This is a genomic window from Hydrogenivirga sp., assembly GCF_056450045.1.
Window position 1 is genome coordinate 1 of the sequence record NZ_JBWONM010000011.1, and the last position, 6,637, is coordinate 6,637.

Genomic DNA, 6,637 nt, shown 5'->3' on the forward strand with positions numbered 1-6,637 from the left:
TAGACCTTACCGTTCAGAGTTTCGGTGTGTCTCCCCTGAGGTTCAGCTCCCCTATCCTCTGGTTCGTTTTCTTTCTGTCCTTTTCCTTCCTTCTCCTCAACGAAAGCTTCTTCCCGGGTATGTTTAAAAGGCTCTGGTACATTGAGAAGACTTACAAGAAGAGGCAGGAGGTCGGACGCCTCGTTGAGAGGCTTTGGTTTGTAAAGGATACCTCAGGGGGCAGGTACTACATATACATAGACAGCCTTGATGTTGCCAGCGGCAGGTTCACGGGACTTTTTATGCTCAGAACCGACAGGAAAGGGAAGGTAAGCGAAGTGGTTGAAGGGGGGAGCGGCTCCTGGAGGGGGAACGTGATATACGTGGATTCGGGTTCAGCTTACAACTTCAGGGAGGGCTATATGGTGAGCGAGCTTATGAACTTCTCCTTGGGAACGGAGATAGCCCTCAAGGAGGTGAGCCTCTTTGCGGAGAAGATCCCCCACGTGAGCTCTTCCTCCCTGATAAAGCTCTACCTTAAGGGGGAGAGGGTGGGTCTTGATGCAAATAGGTATCTTTCCGAGGTTCTCTACAGGGGAGGAATGTCCCTTTTTCCCCTGATGGTCGCCCTCCCACTTATATCAACCCTCTTCAGGAGAAGGAGCCTCAGGTACGGGATGGCTTCCTTCCTTATCCATCTGAGCGCATCCTGGCTAGTCGCCGTAAGTCCAAAGCTCTTGATAGATAAGGCTAACCTCCCTCCCGGCTATGCCTCCGTCGGATACTCCCTTTATCTGCTCTATCTTCTAAAAAGAGTATACGATCTTCGCAAAGGATTCAGGGTCTAAGCTGGCTCCTCCAACGAGGAAACCTTCTATCTCGGGATGCTTCATAAACTCACCGGCGTTAGCCGGTTTTACACTACCACCGTAGAGTATCCTCGTCTTTCCTTCACCCTTCGGGTTCATCTCTCTGAGGAGCTCCTTTATGAACTTGTGAACAGCCACAGCGTCCTCGGGTGTTGCGGGAACACCCGTCCCTATCGCCCACACAGGCTCGTAGGCTATGTCTATCCTGTCGCTCATGTCCTCTATCCCAGATAGGGCGAGCCTCACCTGTGTCTCAACAACCTTGAAGGTCATTCCCGCTTCCCTGTCCTCATACTTCTCCCCCACACAGAGTATGGGTCTGAGTCCCTCCTCTAAGCAGGCTATGAGCTTCTTGTTTATCATCTCGTCATCCTCGCCGAAGATGTGTCTCCTTTCGGAGTGTCCTACTATCACGTACTCACAGCCTACCTCCCTGAGCATGGGAGGTGATATCTCACCGGTGAAGGCTCCGCTCTTTTCGTAGTAGCAGTTCTGGGCACCGAGCTTCACACCGCTACCTTCCAGCATCTGGTGGGCAACGTAGAGGGACGTGAAAGGGGGGCACAGGAGTATCTCCCTGCTCTCGGGGTGTTCAACGAACTTGAGGAAGCTTTTTATGTACTCCTGGGTCTGGGACACGGTCTTGTTCATCTTCCAGTTGGCAGCTATGAGCCTCATGCTAAGGATTTTACTAAATTATACCTATGGAGGTGAGCCATGGAGGTTAAGGAGAGGACGAGGGCGCCTGAGGTCTTCATTCCTCCTGAGCTCTCTGAGAGGGCTCTCTCTGAGGGAAAGGTGCTAATACTTTATCCAACGCTCAAGTTCAGCTGTTTTATAGCTAAGAGGTTCAGGGCTGAGCTCGGAAACCCTCCCGAGGAGGGGCTTCATCTGAAGGTTGGAGACCTTGACGTTTACGTGGTCTTCAGGGCAATAGGGACGAGGTTCTGCGGAGGGGAGAAGGGCTTTGAGGATTTTGACTTCCCGGTAAAGGAGCCTGAGAGATTCATTCCCAAGTGGATAAAGGTCAATCCTGACCTGAGTGGGGACTTCGGCTACCTATGACCTTCCGGGTCTGAAGGACCTGACCTTCTCCTCGTGGGTGTCTATGAAGGCACCGCCTATGAGGTCTATGCAGTAGGGTATGGCCGGGAATACAGCATCAAGGCAGAGCCTTATTGACTGGGGCTTTCCCGGAAGGTTCACGATAAGGCAACTCTTCCTTATTCCCGCCGTCTGGCGTGAGAGTATGGCTGTGGGCACCTGCTTCAGGGACACCTGCCTCATCAGCTCTCCAAAGCCGGGAAGTATCTTCTCGCAGACCGCTTCGGTAGCCTCTGGGGTTACGTCCCTCGGTGCGGGACCGGTGCCGCCTGTCGTCAGTATCAGGCTGCACCCGAGCTCATCAACCATCTCCTTGAGGGTCTCCTCTATCAGCTCCCTTTCGTCGGGTACAACCCGATACTCAACCTTGAAGGGTGTCTTTATGACCTCTTTGAGGTAGTCAATTATAGCCTTACCGCTTATGTCCTCGTACTCACCCCTGCTAGCTCTATCGGATATTGTCAGAACGCCTATTACCGCCTCCATAGGAGATATTTTATTCCTTACGCCGTCAGGCGTCCTTTAAAATATCCTCATATGAGGATAATCCTTTTCTCTGGAAAGGGCGGTGTGGGTAAGACCACTGTCTCTGCCGCAACGGGCTACAGGCTCTCCCAGCTGGGCTACAAAACCATAGTCGTATCCCTTGACCCGGCTCACTCCCTTGCCGATGCCTTTGATATCCCGGAGAGGGAGAGGTTTTCAGCCAAGGGGCTCCCGATAGAGATAAACGATAAGCTCTCCATTCAGGAGATAGACATACAGGAGGAGATAGACAGGTACTGGGGTGACGTTTACAGGTTCCTTGAGCTCCTCTTCAACACCACCGGGCTTGATGAGGTCTTAGCTGAGGAGCTCGCTATACTGCCGGGGATGGAGGAGGTCACGAGCCTCCTTTACGTCAACAAGTATTACAGGGAGAAGGAGTATGATGTCCTTATCCTTGACCTCCCGCCTACCGGAGAGTCCCTCAGGTTCGTATCAATGCCGACTGTCCTGAAGTGGTACATGAAGAAGATCTTCAAGACCGAGAGGCTCGTTATGAAGGTTGCTCGTCCTGTGGTCGGCAGGCTCTCGGACGTTCCCCTTCCGGACGAATCTTACTTCAAGGCTCTTGAGAACTTCTACGAGAAGTTGAAGGGGGTTGATGAGGTGCTGATAGACCCCGACGTCACCTCGGTGAGGCTCGTCGCCAATCCTGAGAAGATGGTCCTCAAGGAGAGCCAGAGGGCTTTCATGTACTTCAACCTCTTCGGTGTTAACGTGGATGGGGTTATAGTCAACAAGGTCATACCTCCCGATGCAGGCGACTGCTCCTATCTGAGGAGCTGGATAGAGATACAGAAGAGGTACCTTGAGGAGATAGAGGGCTACTTCTCCCCCGTCCCCGTCTTCAGGGTTCCTCTCCTTGAGGAGGAGGTCTGCGGTCTTGAGAGGCTTGAGATATTGTCAGACATAATCTACAGGGACAGGGACCCTTCAGAGGTTTTCTTCAGGGAAAAGCCTTACGAGATAGTCCATGAGGAGGGTGAGTACAGGATAAGGCTGAGGGCACCCTTCGTTAAGAAGGAGAGCCTCTCCCTTCTGAAGGGGGAGGATGAGATAGTGGTGAGAGTCGGGAACTTCAAAAGCCACATACTTCTCCCGAGAAAGCTGAGGGACCTTGAACCGGTGGGAGCAAAGGTGGAGGACGGCTACATAGTCATCAGGCTCGCCCCATCTCCCACTCCCTGATAGCTCTTCCTATGTCCGTTCTTGCGATTATCCCGATTATCTTTCTGCTCCCCCTCTTATCAACTACAGGGAGCCTCCCTATGCCTCTGCTCCACATTATCCTGAGAGCCTGAGCCAGGCTGGTCTCTGGTGTCACCGCTATGGGTTCGGGAGTCATGACCTCGTAAATCCTCTTTACCTTCCTCTCCTCCTCGCTCAGCACGAGCACGTCACTCTTGGTGACTATACCGACGAGCCTCCCGCCGTTGACCACAGGGATGCCTCCTATGAGCTTCTCGCTCATTATCCTGTAAGCCTCCTCAACGGTGCTGTGGGGCAGGACCGTTATAGGCTCTCTCATGTAGTCTCTGACCTTCAGCTTCTCAAGTATGTATATGCCCCAGTCCTCAACGTGAGCCGGAGAATCAAGGCGTGTCTCCACCTGACTCGGGAAGATGCTCTCCTTACCGCTCAGGAAGTAGCTGGTAAAAACAGCTATCATGGCTGGTACGAGGAGCTCATAGCCACCTGTCATCTCCGCTATGAGTATGAGGGTGGACAGAGGCGCCTTAGCTGCGCCCGCAAAGAGGGCAACCATACCGACCACCGTGAAGGATGTTATGTTAAGGGAGAGGTTATAGGCTTCGTTCAGCACCATTCCGTACGTTGCTCCCGCAAGTCCTCCCATCATCACCGAGGGACCAAAGACACCTCCCGAACCACCGGAGCCGAGGGTAAAGGAGACGCCGAGACCAACAGCCACCAGACCGAGCATAGTGGTCTGGGGGTCCTTTAGCTTGCCGTCCATTATGAGCTGGAGCCAGCCGTACCCGTTTCCTATGGCGAGGGGAACGAGGGCACCTATGGAACCGGCTACAAATCCTCCGAGGGCAGGCTTTACGTAGGGTGGGAGCTTCGCTCTCTCAAAGCTTCTCTTAACCGTGAAAAACAGCAGTACGAAGGCTCTGACTATGAGGGCACACACAACCCCGAGACCGGCGTAGGCGAGCAGATCGGTAGGCGTGAGCGCTGAGAAAGGGGGGACATCAACCGAAAATATTGGCTGGAAGCCAAAGAAGAGACCGAAGACCGAATAGGAGGTTATTGAGGCGATAAAGCCGGGAATCATAGCCTCTATCTCAAAGTCTCTCTTGAAGAAGACCTCCGCGCTTATCAGTGCACCCGCGAGGGGAGCCTTGAATATAGCTGCGACGCCAGCACCCAAGCCAACCGCCAGGGCGGTCCTCCTCTCCCTCTCATTCAATCTGAAGATGTCAGCCACGCTTGAGCCGACCCCCGCTCCTATGAGGGCTATCGGACCTTCCCTGCCTGAGGTTCCTCCCGTGCCTATCGTTATGGCTGAGGTTATCAGCTTCACTACCGAAGACCTTACCGAGAGCTTTTCCTTGTTGTGGTAAGCCTTTATAGCCGCATCGGTTCCGACTCCTGCGGATTCGGGAGCCAAGAAGTAGGCAAGCAGACCCGAAAAGAGCCCTCCAAAAGCAACCGTGATAGGAAGGAGGAAGGGTCTTAGGGGATGGGGGGTGAAGTTCTCCCTGACCCCTTCTCCCGCAGGAAGGGGCTGGAGGTAGCCAACGAGCTGTTCAAGGACGAAGTGGTTCACGATCTCTAAGGTGTATATGAAAGCAACCGCAAAGAGACCCGTTGCGATTCCTATGCTCAAAGGTAGGAGAACATACTTGCGAAGCACTTTATTTAAAATTTTAACCCATGCTTGAAATAGACGGCTCTTACGGAGAGGGAGGAGGTCAGATAGTTAGAACTGCCCTCTTCCTAAGCACTATCCTGAGTGTGCCCGTAAGGATAAAGAACGTCAGGGCTAAGAGGGATAAGCCCGGTTTGAAGAGACAGCACCTTTACATAGTGAAGCTCCTTAAAGAGCTTGCAGATGCGAAGGTTGAGGGAGACTACCTCGGTTCCATGGAGCTGACCTATATTCCCGGCAAGCCCAAACCCGGTACCTACAGGGTTGACCCAAAGACAGCTGCTTCGGTGAGCCTCTTCTTTCAAACCATTCTGCCTGTTTCCCTCTTCGTCAGTGGAGAAGTTGAGATAGAGGTGAGCGGTGGAACGGAGGTCCCCAAGAGCCCCACGGTGGACTGGCTCAGGTTCGTCTATCTCCCTAACGTATCACCGGTGGCAGAGCTTGTGAGGCTTGAGGTCCTCCGCAGGGGCTACTATCCTGCGGGAGGTGGTAGGGTAAGGCTCTGGGTGAAGGGCAGTTTCTCTGGAGCCTATGAGCTCAAGAGTGTCAGGGGGTTTCTCAGGGGTAGGCTTGAGCTTTACAGGACTGGACAGGGGAGGGTCAGGAGACTCCATCTTCTTTCGGTAGCCCATGAGAGCCTGAGGGAGAGGAAGGTTGTGGAGAGGCAGGTCCTTGGAGCCCTTGAGCCTCTCAGAAAGGAAGGTCTACCTGAGCCCGAGGTTTACAGGCAGTATGTATCCTCTCCTTCAATAGGGACGAGTGTAACCCTCTGGCTTGAGGATGATGTCGGGAACATTTTGGGTGCGGACAGCCTCGGGAAGAAAGGCAAACCGGCGGAGGAGGTCGGCAGGGAGTGTGCGCTCAAGCTTCTGGAGGACTGGAAGAGCGGAGCCACCGTTGATAGACACCTTGCGGACCACCTCGTTCCCTGGTTAGGTCTTGCCGGCGGGGAGGTCATCGTCCCAACATTCACGGGACACCTTGAAACCAACCTCTGGGTATGTGAGAGGTTCCTCGGAGAGGGGCTGTTTGAGGTTTCACATCAGGAGGGCAGGATAAGGGTCTCTGTGCCCTGAAGCCAAGCTTATCAAGGCTTTAGCTCCTGTGGTATAATTTTCTTGAGAATGGAAATCATAGAAATCCCCATTGAGGAAGAGGTCAAGCAGTCCTACATAGACTACGCAATGTCCGTCATCGTGGGGAGGGCTATCCCCGATGTCAGGGACGGTCTGAAGCCCGTTCAGAG

Annotated in this window: 7 protein-coding genes; 4 read left to right on the top strand and 3 right to left on the bottom strand. The window is 53.5% G+C overall.

The window, feature by feature from the left end; translation table 11 throughout:
* On the top strand, window positions 1–827 hold an 827-nt coding region (locus tag AC1HCM_RS00365; RefSeq protein WP_479459789.1), incomplete at its 5' end, for an LptF/LptG family permease.
* Here the strand turns inward: AC1HCM_RS00365 and tpiA are convergent.
* Entirely contained in the window at window positions 786–1,526 is a 741-nt protein-coding gene (tpiA, locus tag AC1HCM_RS00370) for a triose-phosphate isomerase (protein WP_479459790.1), read from the bottom strand. The genes AC1HCM_RS00365 and tpiA overlap by 42 nt on opposite strands.
* 39 nt (window positions 1,527–1,565) lie before the next feature.
* Here tpiA and AC1HCM_RS00375 point away from each other — a divergent pair, with 39 nt between their 5' ends.
* Window positions 1,566–1,913 (top strand): hypothetical protein, encoded by a 348-nt coding sequence (locus tag AC1HCM_RS00375; RefSeq protein ID WP_479459791.1) that lies wholly within the window; start codon window positions 1,566–1,568, stop codon window positions 1,911–1,913.
* Here the strand turns inward: AC1HCM_RS00375 and mog are convergent.
* Window positions 1,908–2,438, bottom strand: a complete 531-nt coding sequence (mog, locus tag AC1HCM_RS00380) for a molybdopterin adenylyltransferase (protein ID WP_479459792.1) — start codon at window positions 2,436–2,438, stop codon at window positions 1,908–1,910. The two genes, AC1HCM_RS00375 and mog, sit on opposite strands and share 6 nt — an antisense overlap.
* Before the next feature lie 51 nt (window positions 2,439–2,489).
* Between mog and AC1HCM_RS00385 the strand changes: the two genes are divergently transcribed.
* Window positions 2,490–3,686, top strand: coding sequence for a TRC40/GET3/ArsA family transport-energizing ATPase (locus AC1HCM_RS00385; protein ID WP_479459793.1), 1,197 nt, complete (start codon window positions 2,490–2,492; stop codon window positions 3,684–3,686).
* Here AC1HCM_RS00385 and AC1HCM_RS00390 read toward each other — a convergent pair.
* Window positions 3,658–5,349, bottom strand: coding sequence for a chloride channel protein (locus AC1HCM_RS00390; protein ID WP_479459794.1), 1,692 nt, complete (start codon window positions 5,347–5,349; stop codon window positions 3,658–3,660). The genes AC1HCM_RS00385 and AC1HCM_RS00390 overlap by 29 nt on opposite strands.
* A 47-nt stretch (window positions 5,350–5,396) precedes the next feature.
* On the opposite strand from AC1HCM_RS00390, the gene rtcA reads away from it, so the two are divergent.
* A complete protein-coding gene (gene rtcA / locus AC1HCM_RS00395; RefSeq protein ID WP_479459795.1) occupies window positions 5,397–6,467 on the top strand; it encodes an RNA 3'-terminal phosphate cyclase in 1,071 nt (356 codons plus the stop codon).
* Window positions 6,468–6,637 lie beyond the last annotated feature (170 nt).